The organism is Pseudomonas sp. NyZ201, from assembly GCF_049860765.1.
Classification (GTDB): domain Bacteria; phylum Pseudomonadota; class Gammaproteobacteria; order Pseudomonadales; family Pseudomonadaceae; genus Aquipseudomonas; species Aquipseudomonas bharatica.
Genome location: NZ_CP187557.1, coordinates 4580802 through 4598234 on the forward strand (window position 1 = coordinate 4580802; position 17433 = coordinate 4598234).

Annotated in this window: 20 protein-coding genes; 11 read left to right on the top strand and 9 right to left on the bottom strand. The window is 64.1% G+C overall.

The genetic code is table 11. The annotated features are described in order from the left end of the window. Positions 1 to 158: 158 nt before the first annotated feature. From phhA to ACPFMA_RS20370, 4 genes are all read left to right on the top strand, one after another. Entirely contained in the window at positions 159 to 944 is a 786-nt protein-coding gene (phhA, locus tag ACPFMA_RS20355) for a phenylalanine 4-monooxygenase (RefSeq protein ID WP_420058342.1), read from the top strand. Positions 945 to 987: 43 nt separating this feature from the next. Then, the gene (locus tag ACPFMA_RS20360) at positions 988 to 1344 is read left to right on the top strand and encodes a 4a-hydroxytetrahydrobiopterin dehydratase (protein ID WP_064301965.1); all 357 of its coding nucleotides are present in this window, start codon (positions 988 to 990) and stop codon (positions 1342 to 1344) included. Continuing rightward, positions 1344 to 2522 carry an amino acid aminotransferase gene (locus ACPFMA_RS20365; protein WP_425928548.1) on the top strand — a complete coding sequence of 393 codons (1179 nt, stop codon included), beginning with the start codon at positions 1344 to 1346 and terminating at the stop codon, positions 2520 to 2522. Before ACPFMA_RS20360 ends, ACPFMA_RS20365 begins: the two co-directional genes overlap by 1 nt. A gap of 250 nt (positions 2523 to 2772) precedes the next feature. Further along, a complete protein-coding gene (locus tag ACPFMA_RS20370; RefSeq protein WP_009405108.1) occupies positions 2773 to 2904 on the top strand; it encodes a hypothetical protein in 132 nt (43 codons plus the stop codon). 89 nt (positions 2905 to 2993) lie between these two features. On the opposite strand, the gene arfB is transcribed toward ACPFMA_RS20370, so the two are convergent. The 7 genes from arfB to ACPFMA_RS20405 all read right to left on the bottom strand — a co-directional run bounded on the left by arfB (position 2994) and on the right by ACPFMA_RS20405 (position 9957). Then, a complete protein-coding gene (gene arfB, locus ACPFMA_RS20375; RefSeq protein ID WP_064301963.1) occupies positions 2994 to 3407 on the bottom strand; it encodes an alternative ribosome rescue aminoacyl-tRNA hydrolase ArfB in 414 nt (137 codons plus the stop codon). 78 nt (positions 3408 to 3485) lie between these two features. Next, positions 3486 to 4892, bottom strand: a complete 1407-nt coding sequence (locus ACPFMA_RS20380; protein ID WP_064301962.1) for an amino acid permease — start codon at positions 4890 to 4892, stop codon at positions 3486 to 3488. Between the two features lie 718 nt (positions 4893 to 5610). After that, positions 5611 to 6672 carry a 23S rRNA pseudouridine(2605) synthase RluB gene (gene rluB, locus ACPFMA_RS20385; protein ID WP_279900542.1) on the bottom strand — a complete coding sequence of 354 codons (1062 nt, stop codon included), beginning with the start codon at positions 6670 to 6672 and terminating at the stop codon, positions 5611 to 5613. 150 nt (positions 6673 to 6822) lie between these two features. Then, the gene (gene scpB, locus ACPFMA_RS20390) at positions 6823 to 7608 is read right to left on the bottom strand and encodes an SMC-Scp complex subunit ScpB (RefSeq protein ID WP_064301960.1); all 786 of its coding nucleotides are present in this window, start codon (positions 7606 to 7608) and stop codon (positions 6823 to 6825) included. Positions 7609 to 7623: 15 nt separating this feature from the next. Further along, positions 7624 to 8322: a segregation and condensation protein A gene (locus ACPFMA_RS20395; protein WP_205884583.1), complete on the bottom strand. Its 699-nt coding sequence runs from the start codon at positions 8320 to 8322 to the stop codon at positions 7624 to 7626. Between the two features lie 128 nt (positions 8323 to 8450). Continuing rightward, positions 8451 to 9080, bottom strand: coding sequence for an L-threonylcarbamoyladenylate synthase (locus tag ACPFMA_RS20400; RefSeq protein ID WP_009405114.1), 630 nt, complete (start codon positions 9078 to 9080; stop codon positions 8451 to 8453). A gap of 13 nt (positions 9081 to 9093) precedes the next feature. Continuing rightward, entirely contained in the window at positions 9094 to 9957 is an 864-nt protein-coding gene (locus tag ACPFMA_RS20405) for a PHP domain-containing protein (RefSeq protein ID WP_064301958.1), read from the bottom strand. Between the two features lie 67 nt (positions 9958 to 10024). On the opposite strand from ACPFMA_RS20405, the gene ACPFMA_RS20410 reads away from it, so the two are divergent. The 6 genes from ACPFMA_RS20410 (at position 10025) to ACPFMA_RS20435 (ending at position 14083) form a co-directional block, all read left to right on the top strand. Beyond that, positions 10025 to 10621, top strand: a complete 597-nt coding sequence (locus ACPFMA_RS20410; protein WP_064301957.1) for a septation protein A — start codon at positions 10025 to 10027, stop codon at positions 10619 to 10621. Between the two features lies 1 nt (position 10622). Beyond that, entirely contained in the window at positions 10623 to 10922 is a 300-nt protein-coding gene (locus ACPFMA_RS20415; RefSeq protein ID WP_009405117.1) for a YciI family protein, read from the top strand. A 123-nt stretch (positions 10923 to 11045) separates the two neighbouring features. Continuing rightward, positions 11046 to 11438 (top strand): hypothetical protein, encoded by a 393-nt coding sequence (locus ACPFMA_RS20420; protein WP_037061779.1) that lies wholly within the window; start codon positions 11046 to 11048, stop codon positions 11436 to 11438. A gap of 7 nt (positions 11439 to 11445) precedes the next feature. Further along, the gene (locus ACPFMA_RS20425; RefSeq protein WP_009405119.1) at positions 11446 to 12123 is read left to right on the top strand and encodes a response regulator transcription factor; all 678 of its coding nucleotides are present in this window, start codon (positions 11446 to 11448) and stop codon (positions 12121 to 12123) included. 126 nt (positions 12124 to 12249) lie between these two features. Further along, the gene (locus ACPFMA_RS20430; protein WP_425928549.1) at positions 12250 to 12687 is read left to right on the top strand and encodes an LTXXQ domain protein; all 438 of its coding nucleotides are present in this window, start codon (positions 12250 to 12252) and stop codon (positions 12685 to 12687) included. Positions 12688 to 12748: 61 nt separating this feature from the next. Then, on the top strand, positions 12749 to 14083 hold the full coding sequence (locus ACPFMA_RS20435) for a sensor histidine kinase (protein WP_425928550.1): 1335 nt from the start codon (positions 12749 to 12751) through the stop codon (positions 14081 to 14083). Positions 14084 to 14201: 118 nt separating this feature from the next. Here ACPFMA_RS20435 and ACPFMA_RS20440 read toward each other — a convergent pair whose 3' ends face one another. Beyond that, on the bottom strand, positions 14202 to 14756 hold the full coding sequence (locus ACPFMA_RS20440) for an NAD(P)H nitroreductase (protein WP_009405122.1): 555 nt from the start codon (positions 14754 to 14756) through the stop codon (positions 14202 to 14204). 131 nt (positions 14757 to 14887) lie between these two features. Between ACPFMA_RS20440 and ACPFMA_RS20445 the strand changes: the two genes are divergently transcribed. Further along, complete coding sequence (locus ACPFMA_RS20445; protein ID WP_009405123.1) at positions 14888 to 16342, top strand: TrkH family potassium uptake protein; 1455 nt, start codon at positions 14888 to 14890, stop codon at positions 16340 to 16342. Here ACPFMA_RS20445 and ACPFMA_RS20450 read toward each other — a convergent pair. Beyond that, positions 16299 to 17378: an AraC family transcriptional regulator gene (locus ACPFMA_RS20450; RefSeq protein ID WP_425928551.1), complete on the bottom strand. Its 1080-nt coding sequence runs from the start codon at positions 17376 to 17378 to the stop codon at positions 16299 to 16301. The genes ACPFMA_RS20445 and ACPFMA_RS20450 overlap by 44 nt on opposite strands. Positions 17379 to 17433: the final 55 nt, after the last annotated feature.

Here is a 17433-nt window from a genome sequence, read left to right on the forward strand (position 1 = left end):
GCGCCAGCGCGGTTTCCGTAAAGTCTGCGTTACAAAATTCGTTCGTTCACACTGTCTGTAATCCTTCCCGACCGCTGCAATTCACGGAGCCAGGCGCTATCTCTAAGGGCATGGCGCAAGCCGCACACAACAATAAAAGCCCTCAGCAGGAGAGCAGCATGAAACAGACGCAATACGTGGCCCGCGAGCCCGATGCGAACGGTTTTATCGATTACCCGCCGCAGGAACATGCGGTGTGGAACACCCTGATCACTCGCCAGTTGAAAGTGATCGAGGGCCGCGCGTGCCAGGAATACCTGGACGGCATCGAGCAGCTCGACCTGCCCCACGATCGCATTCCGCAGCTCTCGGAAATCAATGCGGTGCTTGGCGCCACCACCGGCTGGCAGGTCGCCCGGGTGCCGGCACTGATCCCCTTCCAGACCTTTTTCGAACTGCTGGCGAGCAAGCGTTTTCCGGTCGCTACCTTCATTCGTACGGAAGAAGAGCTGGACTACCTGCAGGAACCGGACATCTTCCATGAGATCTTCGGCCACTGCCCGCTGCTGACCAACCCCTGGTTCGCCGAATTCACCCATACCTACGGCAAGCTCGGCCTGGCCGCGACCAAGGAGCAGCGCGTGTATCTGGCGCGCCTGTACTGGATGACCATCGAGTTCGGCCTGATCGACACCCCGCAAGGCCGGCGCATCTATGGGGGCGGCATCCTGTCTTCGCCCAAGGAGACGGTCTACAGTCTTTCCAGCGAGCCGGAACACCAGCCGTTCGATCCGCTGGAAGCCATGCGTACCCCGTATCGCATCGATATCCTGCAGCCGGTGTATTTCACTCTGCCGAACCTCAAGCGCCTGTTCGACCTGGCCCACGAGGACATCATGGGCATGGTCGAGCACGCCATGCAGCTTGGCCTGCACGCACCCAGGTTTCCACCCAAGGCGGCCTGAGCCGCCCTGCACACCTATAACAATCCACGGAAAAGAGATCCTTATGAACGCCTTGTCCCAAGCCCACTGCGAAGCCTGCCGCGCCGATGCGCCGAAAGTCAGCGATGAAGAACTGCCGGAACTGATCCGCATGATTCCGGACTGGAACATCGAAGTCCGCGACGCGATCATGCAGTTGGAGAAAGTCTTCCTGTTCAAGAACTTCAAGCACGCCCTGGCCTTTACCAATGCGGTAGGCGAGATCTCCGAGGCCGAGGGCCATCACCCGGGCCTGCTGACCGAATGGGGCAAGGTCACCGTGACCTGGTGGAGCCACTCGATCAAGGGCCTGCACCGCAACGACTTCATCATGGCAGCGCGCACTGACGAGGTCGCCAAGACCGCCGAAGGGCGCAAGTGATGCATTTCCAGGCCATCACCCGGATTCCGGGTGATCCCATCCTCGGCTTGATGGAGGCCTACGCCAAGGATCCGAACCCGGCGAAATTCGACCTGGGCGTGGGCGTCTTCAAGGATGCCCAGGGCCTGACGCCAGTGCCCCGGGCGGTGAAGATCGCGGAACAGCGCCTGGTGGATCGCCAGTCGAGCAAGAGTTACGTCGGCGGCCATGGCGATGCCGCCTTTGGTCGCCTGCTCTGCCAACTGGTGCTGGGCAAGGATTCCCCGCTGGCCGGGGCCACCCAGACACCCGGCGGCACCGGCGCCCTGCGCCTGGCGGCGGAATTCATCCAGCGCTGCCTGCCGGGGCGCGGGATCTGGCTGAGCGATCCGACCTGGCCGATCCACGAGACCATCTTCGCCGGAGCCAGGCTGAAGGTCGGGCATTATCCCTATGTCGGCGCGGACAATCGCCTCGATGTGACGGGCATGCTCGCTGCGCTGGAAGCGGCGCCCGAGGGTGATATCGTCCTGCTCCATGCCTGCTGCCACAACCCGACCGGGTTCGACCTGTCGCGGGACGACTGGGGCCGGGTGCTGGAAGTAGTGAAGCGGCGTTCGTTGCTGCCGCTGATCGACTTTGCCTACCAGGGCTTTGGCGACGGGCTGGACGAGGATGCCTGGGCGGTGCGCTTGTTCGCCGCCGAGCTGCCCGAATTGCTGATCACCAGCTCTTGCTCGAAGAACTTCGGCCTGTATCGCGAGCGTACCGGCGCCTTGCTGGCATGCTGCGCCGATACGGAAAAACTGCTGGATGTACGCAGCCAACTGGCGTTCATTGCGCGCAACCTGTGGTCGACACCGCCGGATCATGGCGCGGCGGTGGTGGCGGAGATTCTTGCTGATCCCGAGCTGAAAAGCCTGTGGACCAGAGAGGTCGAGGCCATGCGCCAGCGCATCGCACGCTTGCGCAACGGGCTGGTCGAAGCCCTGGCGCCACACGGATTGAGCGAGCGCTTTGCGCATATTGCCGAGCAGCGCGGGATGTTTTCCTACACCGGGCTGTCGCCAGACCAGGTCGCGGCGCTGCGCGAGCGGCACAGCGTGTATATGGTCGGGACCGGGCGGGCCAATGTGGCGGGGGCGGATGAGCAGCGGCTGGATGTGCTGGCTGCGGCTATTGCCGACGTCTGCAAATAAGCACGACGCGGATCACTGTGGGAGCGGGTTCACCCGCGATTACGTACATGAATTCATCATCGCAATCGCGGGTGAACCCGCTCCCACATTGATCGGTGCCCTGCCCCTGATGTTGTAAATTTCCTACCAATCAGCAGGAAAACCTCAATCTGTCATCCAGACTGCGGTATCCTGCCCCCGGCTTCACCGGAGCCGACGCGCTTTTTGGCGTGAACTTCCCACCTACGACCACCTTGCGAGGAACGACGAGATGCATGAAATCCCGAATCTTCCCTTCCCAAGCCTGAACCAAGTCGAGCAGAAGCCGGCCCCCATCAACGCTGAACCCGCGCAGTCGGCGGATCAGCAAGGCGACGAATCGCCGAGCGCCGACCAGGAATAACCGCGCACCACAGGACGTGTGGAAACCTCGGTCGATCGACCGGTTTTCACACGCTCAAGAACACTCCCCTCCCCTTCGCTGCATTCCCCTCAATAATCGACCTTGCCGCGCCCGGCCTTGATCGCGCCGCGTTTGCTCTTGCCGTCCAGACGACGGGTTTTCGAGCCGAGGGTGGGTTTGGTCGGACGGCGTTTCTTTTCCACCTTCACCGCCGACAGGATCAGTTCGCGCAGACGCTCGAGGGCGTCGGCGCGGTTCTGTTCCTGGGTGCGGTATTGCTGGGCCTTGATGATGATCACGCCGTCGCGGGTGATGCGGCTGTCGCTGAGCTGGAGCAAGCGCTCCTTGTAGAACGGCGGCAGGGAGGAGGCCTGGCTGTCGAAGCGCAGGTGCACGGCGCTGGAAACCTTGTTGACGTTCTGCCCGCCGGCGCCCTGGGCGCGGATGGCGTTCAACTCGATTTCTTCGTCGGGGATGTGGACGCTGTTGGAGAGTTGGAGCATTCGGAGGGGACCGGGTAGGAGATGCAAGCAGGATACCCGGTGTTGCATGGATTGGGGCCGCTTTGCGGCCCCAACGGGTTACTTGGCCAAAACAGCCTCAGCCGTCACCCGCTTGCTCTTGAGCATGTAGCAGACCCACATCACCCCGAGCCAGATCGGCATGGCATACACCGACACCTGGATCCCCGGAATCATCAGCATGATGCCAAGAATGAACACCACCCAGGCCAGGCAGAAGTAGTTGCCGAATGGATACCACAGTGCCTTGAACAGCGGTTTCTGGCCGGTACGGTCCAGGTGCTGGCGGAATTTCAGGTGTGAATAGCTGATCATCGCCCAGTTGATCACCAGGGTCGCGACCACCAGCGACATCAGCAGCTCCAGCGCATGCTGCGGGATGAAGTAGTTGAGCAGCACGGCCACCAGGGTCACCGCCGCCGACGCCAGGATCGAACGCACCGGCACGCCGCGCTTGTCGATCTTCGCCAGGCTGGCCGGGGCATCACCCTGTTCGGCCATGCCGTAGAGCATGCGGGCGTTGCAATAGGTGCCACTGTTGTACACCGACAGCGCTGCGGTGAGGACCACGAAGTTGAGGATATGCGCCGCGACATTGCTGCCCAGCATCGAGAAGACCTGGACGAACGGGCTACCGCTGTACGAACCGCCGGCCGCGTCGATGTTGGCCACCAGGCTGTTCCACGGGGTCAGCGACAGCAGTACCACCAGCGCACCGATGTAGAAGATCAGGATGCGGTAGATGACCTGGTTGATGGCTTTCGGGATCACGGTCTTCGGCTTGTCCGCTTCGGCCGCAGTGAAACCGAGCATTTCCAGGCCGCCAAAGGAGAACATGATGATCGCCAGGGCCATCACCAGCCCGCTGACACCATTAGGGAAGAAGCCACCGTGTTCCCACAGGTTGCTGACCGAGGCGTCCGGGCCGCCGCTGCCGCTGACCAGCAGGTAGCTGCCCAGGCCGATCATGCCGACGATGGCCAGTACCTTGATGATGGCGAACCAGAACTCGGCCTCGCCGAACACCTTGACGTTGGCCAGGTTGATCGCGTTGATCAGGATGAAGAACGCCGCCGCCGACGCCCAGGTCGGAATCTCGGGCCACCAGTAGTGGATGTACTTGCCGACCGCGGTCAGTTCCGACATTCCCACCAGGATGTACAGCATCCAGCAGTTCCAGCCCGAGAGGAAACCGGCGAAACCGCCCCAGTACTTGTGGGCGAAATGGCTGAAGGAGCCGGCCACAGGCTCTTCGACGATCATCTCGCCGAGCTGGCGCATGATCATGAAGGCAATGAAGCCGCAAATGGCATAGCCGAGGATCATCGACGGCCCCGCCGACTTCATCACCCCGGCCGAACCGAGGAACAGGCCGGTACCGATGGCGCCACCGAGGGCGATCAGCTGGATATGGCGATTCTTCAGGCCGCGCTTGAGCTCACCTGAATGCGGAGTTGTTCCACTCATGAACGAAGTCACCTGTTGTTTTTATCTGTGACGGGATCGGACCCGCCTCGCTCGTGGCGCGGCGGAATTGGCAAGGTGGTTACCTTGGGCCGGACGCGGCGGTTTCCGCGGACGAGCCCGGAAGATCAGCCTGGCGTCAGCCAGAATGCGCGGTACGCAGAAGGGTCACAGGTAAAACGCGGCGCCCTGTATACCCTTGCATTGACGCAGGGGTCAACACGCCGCGTAACGTTTTGATAACGACACGTCGCGTTCCCGCGGGAGAGATGGAGCCTGGGGGAGTGAATGGCGTACATCGCGCCCTCCGTTTTTGTTCTGTTTCTGTCCCGCTCTGCGGCGGGTCAGGCACTTGGCTGTCGGCCACATCAAGCCCGGTTTTCGGGGGCTTGGGCAAGAGGTTGACGTAAGCGTAAAGGGGGATCGAGAGAGGCTTTCGGCAAGGAATGTTTACAGGCTTCGACGGAGGCGGGATTGGGTAAAGAAAGAGCCAATTGGCGTAAGGATTTTTTTACAAGGTGGTTCAAAATATTTCCAGGGACTGGCTAGCGCGGCCCCCTGTGGGAGCGGGTTCACCCGCGATTACTTTGGTGAATCCACTGCCGCAATCGCGGGTGAACCCGCTCCCACAGAGTCCGCGTTAAGCCAATAGCAGTAACTACAAATCTTGCAGGCACAAAAAAGCCAACCCGAAGGTTGGCTCTTTGTACACCTGGGCCCCTTACTCGGAGCGCGGCTTGCCGCGACCAGTTCCCGGCCCGGAACGCTTAGGCGCCGCCGCCGGCTTGCGCCGTACATCGCTCGGACGCTCGGCCACGGTGGTACGGCCCTTGCGCCCGCCCTCTTCACGCGGCTGACGCGCCGGACGCTCACCCGCAGGCGCTCCGTCCTTGGCCGGACGCAGGGTGCGCACGCGCTCGCCACGGCCCACCGGCTTGCTGGATTTACGCTGCATGCGCTCCAGCTTGTCCTTGGTCTTGGCATTCATCGCCGGCATCGCTACCGGGGTCAGGCCCACTTCCGCCGCCAGGATGTCGATCTCGCCCTGGCTCATTTCGCGCCAGCGGCCCATCGGCAGGTCGGAGTTGAGGAACACCGGGCCGAAACGCACGCGCTTCAGGCGGCTGACCACCAGGCCCTGGGATTCCCACAGGCGACGCACCTCACGGTTGCGGCCTTCCATCACCACGCAGTGATACCAGTGGTTGAAGCCCTCACCGCCCGGCGCCACCTGGATGTCGGTGAAACGCGCCGGACCGTCTTCCAGCACCACGCCTTCTTTCAGGCGGGCAATCATGTCGTCGTCGACTTCACCCCGCACACGCACGGCGTATTCGCGGTCCATCTCGAAGGACGGGTGCATCAGGCGATTGGCCAGCTCACCGTCGGTGGTGAACAGCAGCAGGCCGGTGGTGTTGATGTCGAGGCGACCGACGTTGATCCAGCGGCCCTCTTTCGGGCGCGGCAGGCGGTCGAACACGGTGGGGCGGCCTTCCGGGTCGTCGCGGGTGCAGATCTCGCCGTCGGGCTTGTTGTACATGATCACGCGGCGCACGGACTCTGCGCTTTCTTCGCGCTTGATCAGGCGGCCGTCGACGGAAATCGCGTCGTGCAGGTCGACACGCTGGCCGAGGGTCGCGACCACGCCGTTGACCTTGATCCGGCCCTCGCCGATCCAGGCCTCGACATCGCGGCGCGAGCCGACGCCAATGCGTGCGAGTACTTTTTGCAGTTTTTCCCCGGCCGGACGTGGCGGGCTGTCTTGCAGGTCTTGTTCACTCATCTGGGCACCTCCCGGTGTAAAAAGTCGAATCTGGGTTCCTGATGCTGCGAGCACCAAAAAGGCCGCGAATCATACGCTGATCGCGGCGCAAACGCATCAGAGAGTAGACCGATATCGCGTTGCACGCCGGGCTTTGCGCCCGGCGGCGGTTCAGTTCCTCGGTTCTTCAGGCTCGGCCTCGGCCGGCTGCTCTTCGTCGCCGGCTTGCGGGAGATCGCGCAGCAGGTCGTCGAAGTCGGTTTTCAACCCTTCTTCCATGGCATCCAGCTCCACCAGCAGCGAACGGAAACTGGTTTCCTCCGCCGGCTGCTCGTCCGGGTCGGCGCTGGCGTCAGCGAGCGCCTGCAGATGGGCCGGAACCGGCAAATCGTCGAGATCGACCGGCGGCATGGGCGACGGCTCCATCTCGCGCAGCTCGGCCAGCGGTGGCAGTTCGTCGAGGCTTTTCAGGTTGAAGTGGTCGAGGAAGGCCTTGGTGGTGGCGAACATCGCCGGGCGCCCGGGCACCTCGCGGTAGCCGACGATGCGCACCCACTCGCGTTCGAGCAGGGTCTTGATGATGTTGCTGTTGACCGCCACGCCGCGCACATCTTCGATCTCGCCACGGGTGATGGGCTGGCGGTAAGCGATCAGCGCCAGGGTTTCCAGCAAGGCGCGGGAATAGCGCTGCGGACGTTCTTCCCACAGGCGGCCGACCCAGGGCGCGTAGTCTTCGCGGATCTGCAGGCGATAACCGGAGGCCACTTCCTTGAGTTCGAAGGCCCGGCCTTCGCAGGACTCGCGCAGCAGCTCCAGGGCCTGCTTGAACACTTCGGGCTCGGGACGCTCGGCTTCTTCGAACAGCTCGAACAGGCGATCCAGGGATTGCGCCTTGCCGGAAGCCAGCAGGAAGGCTTCCAGCAATGGCGCCAGGTCGTGGGGGTCAGTCAGGTTCATGGGGATGCTCGTGGATTACTCTGCCCGGGCCCGGACATGGATCGGCGCAAAGGGCTCATTCTGCACCAGTTCGACCAATTGTTCCTTGACCAGCTCGAGAATCGCCATGAAGGTCACCACCACCCCGAGCTTGCCCTCCTCGGCCTTGAACAACTCGCCGAAAGCAACGAAGCCAGCGCCGCGCAGGCGCTCCAGCACTTCGCTCATGCGCTCGCGGGTGGACAGCGCCTCGCGGCTGACCTGATGGCTTTCGAACAGGTCGCTGCGCCGCAGCACCTCGGCCATGGACATCAGCACTTCCTCGATGATCACATCAGGCAGCAGCTTGCGCGCCTTGGCCTGCGGGGCTTCCAGTTGCGGCACCAGCACATCGCGACCTACCCGCGCGAGCTGGTCGATATCCTCGGCAGCGGCCTTGAAACGCTCGTACTCCTGCAGGCGGCGGATCAGCTCGGCACGAGGATCGTCCTCTTCCTCCTCGGCGGTCTCGGCCCGTGGCAGCAACATGCGCGACTTGATCTCGGCGAGCATGGCCGCCATCACTAGGTATTCGGCGGCCAGCTCAAGGCGCACGGTCTTCATCAGCTCGACGTAGCCCATGTACTGGCGGGTGATTTCCGCCACCGGGATATCGAGGATATCCACGTTCTGCTTGCGGATCAGGTAGAGCAGCAGGTCCAGCGGCCCCTCGAAGGCTTCGAGGAAGACCTCCAGGGCATCCGGCGGGATGTACAGGTCCACCGGCATTTCGGTCAGGGCCTGGCCATAGACCATCACCAGCGGCAGTTCCTGCTGGGCGCCGGCCTGGGGATCGAGCGGCGCCTCGACGGTTTCGACCGCGCTCACGCTTCGACCATGAACGGGGTCGGGTCGCCGCAGCCGACCCGCACCACTTCAGGCTCGCCGTCGGCCAGGTTGATCACCGTGGAAGCCTTGAGGTCGCCGTAGCCGCCGTCGATGATCAGGTCGACGTGATGTTCGAGGCGCTGACGCATCTCGTAGGGGTCGGTCATCACTTCCTCGTCACCGGGCAGGATCAGGCTCACGCTCATCAGCGGCTCGCCCAGTTCCTCCAGCAACGCGAGGGTGATCGGATGCCTGGGTACACGCAGACCGATGGTCCGGCGCTTCTCGTGCAGGAGCAGGCGCGGCACTTCGCGGGTGCCGTTGAGGATGAAGGTGTACGGCCCCGGCACATGGGCCTTGAGCAGGCGAAAAAGCCCGGTATCGATCTTGGCGAACAGCCCCATTTGCGACAGGTCGCAGCAGATCAGGGTGAAATTGTGGTTCTTGTCCAGCTGGCGCAGTCGGCGCACCCGGTCGATGGCGCCCTTGTCGCCGATCTGGCAACCCATGGCGTAGGACGAGTCGGTGGGAAACACCACCACCCCGCCCTTGCGGATGATCTCCACCGCCTGCTTGATCAGGCGCGGCTGTGGATTCTCCGGGTGTATCTGGAAAAATTGACTCACGTTGTCTTCCTGTTCAGGCGTCCGCGGATGGCTGCTCATGTTTGAATCGACGCCACAGAGGTGGCAGATCCTCCGGCAAGGGCCGGTAGACACCGATTTCCGACCAGGTGCCCGGGCCATGGAAGTCGCTGCCGGCGCTGGCCAGCAGACCGAACTCGCGGGTCAGGATGGACAAGGTGCCGACCTGTTCCGCCGGCTGCATACCGTTGACCACCTCCAGAGCCTGGCCCCCCGCTTGAATATAGTCGGCAATCAGGCGGCGGCGCTTGCTGCGGGTAAGATCGTAATGCATCGGATGGGCCAGGCTGACCCAGGCTCCGGACTTGCGCAGGGTCTCGACGGTGTCGTCGAGGGTCGGCCAGTGCAGCTTGACGTCCCCCAGCTTGCCGGCGCCGAGCCATTTGCGGAAGGCCTCGGCGCGGTCCTTGACATGCCCGGCGCTGACCAGGAAATCGGCGAAATGCGGACGGGCCGGCGCGTTGCCGCTGTCGCCCAGGGCCTGCTGCAGCGCCCGCGCGCCGTCCAGCGCACCAGGCATGCCCTTGGCCGCCAGGCGCCGGGAGATCTCTTCGGCACGCAGCCAGCGGCCGCGGTGCAACGACTCCACCGCCTCGAGCAAGGGCGGCGCGTCCAGCGGGAAGCCGTAGCCCAGCACATGGATGGTGATGCCCGACCAGGTGCACGACAACTCGACCCCGCTGACCCACTGCATGCCGCGCTCGTGCATGGCCTGGCGGGCTTCGGGCTGGCCTTCGAGGGTGTCATGGTCGGTGAGCGCCATCACCCGCACACCCTGCTCGTAAGCGCGTGCGACCAGTTCGGTGGGGGTCAGCGAGCCGTCCGACGCGGTGCTGTGGCAGTGCAGATCAACATTCATGGGGTGACGCTTTTCCTCTCATTGAGGTTTGTTATTATGCCGGGACATCCCGCTCCTGGCTGCCACTGTGAAACAATTCATCGATTTCATCCCGCTGTTGCTGTTTTTCATCGTCTACAAGACCGAACCGCGACTGGTCGAGTTCGCCGGCCAGCACTTCGAGCTGGGGGGTATCTACAGCGCCACGGCGGTGCTGATCGTCAGTTCGCTGGTGGTCTACGGCGCCCTGTTCATTCGCCAGCGACGCCTGGAAAAAGGCCAGTTGCTGACCCTGGTGGCCTGCCTGGTGTTCGGCGGCCTGACCCTGGCCTTCCATAGCGAGACCTTCCTCAAGTGGAAGGCGCCGGTGGTCAACTGGCTGTTCGCCCTGGCCTTCCTCGGCAGCCACTTCATCGGTGACAAGGTGCTGATCAAACGCATCATGGGCCACGCCCTGACCCTGCCGGACGCCGTGTGGAACCGTCTCAACCTGGCCTGGATCGCCTTCTTCCTGTTCTGTGGCGCGGCCAACCTGTTCGTCGCCTTCACCTTCCAGGACTACTGGGTCGACTTCAAGGTCTTCGGCAGCCTGGGCATGACCGTGCTGTTCCTGGTCGCCCAGGGTATCTACCTGTCCCGACACCTGCACGACAGCGATCCCACCACTCCCAAACCCGAGGAATGACATGCTCTACGCCATCATCGCCACCGACGTCGCCAACTCCCTGGACGCCCGCCTGGCCGCGCGCCCGGCGCACCTTGAGCGCCTGCAGCAACTGAAGGCCGAGGGGCGCATCGTCCTCGCCGGCCCGCACCCGGCCATCGACAGCAACGACCCGGGCGCCGCCGGTTTCAGCGGCAGCCTGATCGTCGCCGAATTCACTTCCCTGGAAGCCGCCAAGGCCTGGGCCGAGGCCGATCCGTTCGTGGCCGCCGGCGTCTACGCCAACGTCATCGTCAAGCCGTTCAAGCAAGTCCTGCCGTGACGGGTGCGACGCGCCGCCCGGCGGCGGTGCGTCGTCGACGCTTTAAATCTTCCCTGTTGCTCATTATTCTCATCGCCCTGCCGACAACGTCCTGAACATTCGTCTTGAATTACAGGAGTCATGATGCGTCAAGGTCCGTTGTCCCTGCTGCTGTGCCTGTCATTGCTGAGCCCGCTCGCCCAGGCCGAAGAGTCCACGCCGTTGTCACTGAGTGCCGGCAGCCAGATCACCGAATTGCAGCAGCGCCTGCAGGACAGCGAACGCCAGCGCGAGGCCCTGGCCCAGCAACTGCACAGCGCCGACAACGAACGCGAAAGCGCCCAGCTGGCGCGCCTGCGCCAGGAAAACCAGCGCCTGAAGCTGGCGCTCAAGGAAGCCCAGGCCAGCATCGCCCCGCGCCTGCTGACCGAACAGCAGCAATGGTTCGTGACCGGCGGCGCAGTGGCCCTGATCGCCGTGCTTTGCGGTATCTTTGCCAGCGGCAGCCACAGACGGCGCAAGCAATGGTTGAACTGAGTAAGACATGAGCGAACTGCTACTGATTGACGATGACCAGGAACTCTGCGAACTGCTCGTCCACTGGCTGGGCCAGGAGGGCTTCCAGGTCCGCGCCTGCCACGACGGCCTGAGCGCACGCAAGGCCCTGGCCGAACAGGCCCCCGCTGCCGTCGTGCTGGACGTCATGCTGCCCGACGGCAGCGGCCTCGAATTGCTCAAGCAGTTGCGCAGCGAGCACGCCGAGCTGCCGGTCCTGATGCTGTCTGCCCGCGGCGAGCCGCTGGACCGCATCCTCGGCCTCGAACTCGGCGCCGATGACTACCTGGCCAAGCCCTGCGACCCACGGGAACTCACCGCCCGCCTGCGCGCCGTGCTGCGCCGCAGCCATGCCCCGGCGACCCCGACCCAGGTGGAGCTCGGCGACCTGAGCTTCAGCCCCGCCCGTGGCGTGGTCGAGATCGACCAACGCGAGCAGACCCTGACCCTTTCCGAAAGCCGCATCCTCGAAGCCCTGCTGCGCCAGCCCGGCGAGCCGCTGGACAAGCAGGAACTGGCGCAGATCGCCCTGGGGCGCAAGCTGACCCTGTACGACCGCAGCCTGGACATGCATGTCAGCAACCTGCGCAAGAAGATCGGCCCGCATGCCGACGGACGCCCGCGCATCGTCGCCCTGCGCAGCCGGGGCTACTACTACAGCTTGTGATGGCTATGTCAGCAGCAAGGCTCGTCCTCTTTACCCAGGCTTTACCGTCACCTGACCGCCGCTGACCTTGATCTCCATAAACTGGCCACATCCGGTAACGACCGGCCTTCAGAAAGGAGATACACCATGCGCAAGACCCTTATCGCCCTGATGTTCGCTGCCGCCCTGCCGACCGTCGCCATGGCCATGCCGGACGCCGGCCCAGGCCCGGGCCCTGACCACGGCCCACGCTTCAGCGAACATCACCGCGGTGGCGACCCGCTTGCCAGGCTGGACCTGACCCACGAACAGCGCCAGCAGATCGGCAAGCTGATGGGCCAGGAAATGAAAGACCGCCGCGACCTCACCCAGAAATACCTGGACAAACTGCCAGCCGCTGAGCAGAAAGCCATGAAAGACGAGCTCAAGGCCAAGCAGGACAAGACCCAGGCCGATATCCGCGCCCTGCTCAAGCCTGAACAGCAAAAGCAGTTCGACGAGATGAAGAAAAAACGTGAGGAACGCCGTGCCGAATGGCAGGAGTTCCAGGCCTGGAAAGCCGAACATGGCAAAAAGGCCCAATAATCCATGAACCCCGCCCGGCCTGCGCAAGCAGGCCGGGCTTTTCCTGTTCGAGGGACTGCCCTTGCGTTCATTGTTCTGGCGTATCCTGGCCAGCTTCTGGCTGGCCATCGCCCTGGTTGCCGGCCTGTCGATCCTGCTCGGGCACATCCTCAACCAGGACGCCTGGATCCTCAGCCGCCACCCCGGCCTCAATACCCTGGCGCAGAACTGGACCCAGCGCTACGAAACCCAGGGTCCGGAAGCGGCCCAGCAGTACCTGGAGCAACGCAAGCGGCGCTACCACATCGACACCCAGGTGCTCAACGAGGCCGGCGACTCGGTGGTGCCCGGCACCTTCCCGCGGCGGGCTGCGGTGTTCGAAGCGCGCCAGGGCAACGATCATCGGCCCCTGCCCTGGCGCCGCCTGACCGAGGAGTACACCAGTGCCAGCAGCGGCGAAACCTACCTGCTGATCTACCGCATACCGCATCCGGAGCTTGACGCCTGGCACCGCGACAGCCTGATCTGGCCGTTCAGCGCCCTTGGCATCGCGCTGGTGGTCCTGACCCTGTTCAGCCTGCTGGTGACCCTGTCCATCACCCGCCCGCTCAGCCGCCTGCGCAGCGCGGTGCATGACCTGGGCCAGACCACCTACCAGCAGAACAGCCTGGCCCGGCTGGCCGCGCGTCGGGACGAATTCGGCGTGCTGGCCAACGACTTCAACCGCATGGGCTCGCGCTTGCAGAGCCTGATCGGCAGCCAGCGCCAGTTGTTGCGCGACGTTTCCCATGAACTGCGCTCGCCCCTGGCCCGCCTGCGTATCGCCCTGGCGCTGGCCGAACGTGCCGAGCCGCAGCAGCGTGACACCTACTGGCCGCGCCTGACCCGCGAATGCGACCGCCTGGAGGCCCTGATCAGCGAGATCCTCGTGCTCGCCCGGGTCGATGCCGAGCAGGCACACGCCGAACCGGTGGACATCAATGCGGTGGTCAATGGCGTATGCAAGGATGCGCAACTGAGTGCGCCGGAGCAGTTGATCGAACTGCGGGAAACCCCGGGCTTGAGCCTGCACGGCTGGCCGACCCTGGTGGAGCGGGCGCTGGACAACCTGCTGCGCAATGCACTGCGCTTCAATCCTGAAGGCCAACCGATCGAAGTGGCGGCCGGGCGCGACGGTGACAGGATCATGCTCAGCGTGCGTGATCACGGGCCCGGGGTGGCGCCGGAGCACCTGGAGCAGTTGGGCGAGCCATTCTTCCGCGCGCCGGGGCAGACGGCGGCGGGGCATGGTCTAGGGCTGGCGATCGCGCGCAAGGCGGCGGAGCGGCATGGCGGGGTGTTGCAACTGGGCAATCATCCGCAGGGTGGGTTTGTGGCTACCCTGGTGCTGCCGATTCAGGGGAGCGCGAGCGCCTGAAACTGCAACGCCGCAGACCCTGTGGGAGCGGGTTTACCCGCGATCGCGATAGTGAATTCACCGACGCAATCGCGGGTAAACCCGCTCCCACAGGGTCTGCGGCGCGTTCAGAACTATCTCAGCCCCAGGCGCTGACGAAATCCTCGGTCTTGAGCACCGGCGCCGTGCGCGGCTCACCGATCGGCGTGCCCAGGTACAGGAAGCCGATCAGTTCCTCTCCCGCTTCCAGCCCCAGCCCCTTGGCGACATGCGCCGAATAGGCCAGCTCGCCGGTGCGCCATACTGCGCCGATACCCTGGGCATGGGCTGCCAGCAGGATCCCATGGGCCGCGCAGCCCGCCGCCAGTACCTGCTCCGACACCGGCACCTTGGGGTGTTCGCGGGTCCGGGCAATCACCAGCACCAGCAAGGGGGCGCGCAGCGGCATGGCCCGGGCCTTGTCCAGCGCGGCCTGTTCGGCATCGCCCTTCTGCGCTACCGCTTCGGCGAACAGCTCGCCCAGGCGGTTGCGCCCTTCCCCTTCGACGGTGATGAAGCGCCATGGCCGCAATTGCCCGTGGTCCGGCGCACGCAAGGCCGCCTGGAACAGCCCCTCGCGCTGCGCCGCATTGGGCGCGGGTTCGGTCAGGCGCGGAACGGAAACACGGTTGAGCAAAGCGTCGAGAGCCTCCATCGGCTACCCTCCAGTGGAAAAATGAGCGGCCATTCTAGGGTGCTCTTCGGCAAAGCGCACAGCGCCGTTTACTTAAAAGGGGCCGCAGGTAGAATGGCGCCCTTCCGTTTCGAGTCAGGGCTGAGTACATGGTGGCGTTGCCGACCTTAAGGATCATCGGTTTCATTATCGGCATCTTCCTGATCACCCTGGCGATCAGCATGACGGTCCCCATGGCCACGCTGATCATCTTCGAGCGCACCGGCGACATGCCGTCGTTCCTGTGGTCGAGCCTGATCACCTTCGTCGCCGGCCTGGCCCTGGTCCTGCCGGGGCGTCCGGAACACGTGCACCTGCGCCCTAGGGACATGTACCTGCTGACCGTCAGCAGCTGGCTGGTGGTATGCATCTTCGCCGCCCTGCCGTTCCTCCTGACCCAGCACATCAGCTACACCGACGCCTTCTTCGAGAGCATGTCGGGGATCACCGCCACCGGCTCCACGGTGCTCAGCGGCCTGGACAACATGTCGCCCGGCATCCTCATGTGGCGCTCGCTGCTGCACTGGCTCGGCGGCATCGGCTTCATCGGCATGGCGGTAGCGATCCTGCCGCTGCTACGCATCGGTGGCATGCGCCTGTTCCAGACCGAATCCTCGGACCGCTCGGAAAAGGTCATGCCGCGCTCGCACATGGTGGCCAAGTACATCGTGCTGGTGTACGTCGGCATCACCATCTTCGGCAGCCTGGCCTTCTGGTGGGCGGGAATGAGCCCGTTCGATGCGATCAACCATGCCATGTCGGCGATCTCGACCGGCGGTTTCTCCACCTCGGACATGTCCCTGGCGAAATGGGACCAGCCGGCAGTGCACTGGGTCGCGGTAGTGGTGATGATCTCCGGCAGCGTGCCTTTCACCCTGTACGTCGCCACCCTGCGCGGCAACCGCAGGGCGCTGATCCGCGACCAGCAGGTCCAGGGCCTGCTGCTCCTGCTGGTAGTAACCTGGATCGTGCTCGGCACCTGGTACTGGGCGACCACCAAGCTGCACTGGCTGGATGCCTTCCGCCATGTCGCCCTGAACGTCACCTCGGTCGTCACCACCACCGGTTTCGCCTTGGGCGACTACAGCCTGTGGGGCAATTTCTCGCTGATGCTGTTCTTCTACCTGGGCTTCATCGGCGGCTGCTCGGGCTCCACTGCCGGGGGCATCAAGATCTTCCGCTTCCAGGTCGCGTATATCCTGCTCAAGGCTTCGCTCAACCAGCTGATCCACCCGCGCGCGGTGATCAAGCAGAAATACAACGGTCACCGCCTCGATGAAGAAATCGTGCGCTCGATCCTGACCTTCTCGTTCTTCTTCGCCATCACCATCTGCGTGATCGCCCTGCTCCTGTCGCTGCTCGGTGTCGACTGGATGACCGCCTTGACCGGCGCGGCGAGTACCGTATCCGGCGTTGGCCCGGGGCTGGGCGAGACCATCGGCCCGGCGGGCAACTTCGCCACCTTGCCGGACGCGGCCAAGTGGATCCTGGCGGGCGGCATGCTCCTTGGCCGCCTGGAGATCATTACCGTATTTGTTCTCTGTATGCCGGCGTTCTGGCGGCACTGACAGCGTCCGGTTCCGCGTCGTCGTGGCTCAGGCCATGGCGACGGGCGCGATACTCGCCGGGAGTGAGGCCGAACCAGCGACGAAATGCGCGGAAGAAGTTGCTCGGGTCGGCGAAGCCCAGCAGATAGGCGGTTTCCAGCAAGGTCATGCCCGGCTGGGAGAGGTACTGCTCCGCCAGTTCGCGACGGGTGTCGTCGAGCAGCGCCTGGAAACTGGTGCCCTCTTCCTGCAAGCGTCGCTGCAAGGTGCGCTGGGACAGGTGCAGCGCCTGGGCCACCAGCTCGCGCTTGGGCTCGCCCTGGGGCAATACGCGACACAGCACCTGCCGCGCCTGGTGGGTCACCCGGCTTTCCGAGAAACGCGCCAGATATTCCCCGGCAAACCGGTCGTGCAACACCGCCATCGCCTCGTTGGCGGTAGGCAACGGGGATTGCAGGTCGGACGGCTCGAAGATCAGCGCATCGTAGGGTGCGTTGAACACCAGCGGCGAGTGGAAAGCGATACGGTAGGGCTCGATATCCTCGGGCTGCGGGCCCTGGATCAGCACCCGGCGCGGCTGGATGGTACGCCCGCTGAGCCAGCTGCACAGGGCCAGCGCGCAGGCCAGGGATGCTTCGGAACTGTGCCGGGTCGGTGGCAGGTGATCACCATGCACGGTGAGAATCAGGGCATGCCCCTCGGGGCCGAGCTGCAGGCTCAGGTCGGAGCTCTCGGCGATGATCCGCTGGTAGCGCACCAGGCGCTCGAAGCCTTCGGCCAGGGTGCGGCTGGACATCAGTGCATAACCCACCACATGGAAGGATGCCGGGCGCACCACCCTGGCCATGTTCAGGCCGATGGCGCGGTTGCCGGAAAGCTCCTCGGCGAGCAGCCAGAGGCGGGTCATGGAGTCCTGGGTGAAGCGCGCATCCGGGTCGCTCAGCGCGGCAAAGTCCAGGCCAAGCTTGTGGAACAGGGCCGGGCAGTCCAGCCCTTCGAGCTCGAGAGCCTTGACAATACCCGAGGCCCAGCTTGCTGAGGTGGTTCGCTCGTTCATTGGCTGGCTCTGGTTTGGGATAAGACGCAAGGATACTAAAGTGGCGCTTATTGTC